Source organism: Faecalibacterium sp. DFI.5.82, from assembly GCF_029076575.1.
In the GTDB taxonomy this organism is placed as follows: Bacteria; Bacillota; Clostridia; order Oscillospirales; family Ruminococcaceae; genus Faecalibacterium; species Faecalibacterium duncaniae.
On sequence record NZ_JARFIS010000144.1, the window covers coordinates 1 to 372 of the forward strand.

Here is a 372-nt window from a genome sequence, read left to right on the forward strand (position 1 = left end):
TTAAGAATCTGCATCGCAGAATCGTGATTTTGGCGGTTCTTGAATCGTGAAAAACGCAGAACTATTCAACATTTGGAATTTTTACAAAGATGTGATTGGGCGAAGAAAACCGCGTTCGTCTGCGCTCGATCAATCCCGCAGCGTCCAATTCCTTAAGCGCACTGGAAACACTGACCGTGCTGCGCCCTAGCTGCTCAGCCAAAGAGCAAATCGTAAAAATGACAAACACGAAACCTCGTTCATCCGTCCAGAGATTTTTCTGCGAGAGCGTGGCACGGTCGAGCAGCAGCGCATAAGTCATTTTTGCAGTCTGGCTCAGGTCAAGTTCCAAAAGAAAGCGTGGGTATGGGAGAAACGGCGGCAGCGGAGTTT

The 372-nt window shown here is 48.7% G+C and carries 1 protein-coding gene; it reads right to left on the bottom strand.

Going from position 1 to position 372, the window contains the following annotated elements:
• Nucleotides 1-61 precede the first annotated feature (61 nt).
• A partial coding sequence (locus P0G09_RS20905) for a replication initiator protein A (protein WP_275253147.1) occupies nucleotides 62-372 on the bottom strand: 311 nt, incomplete at its 5' end.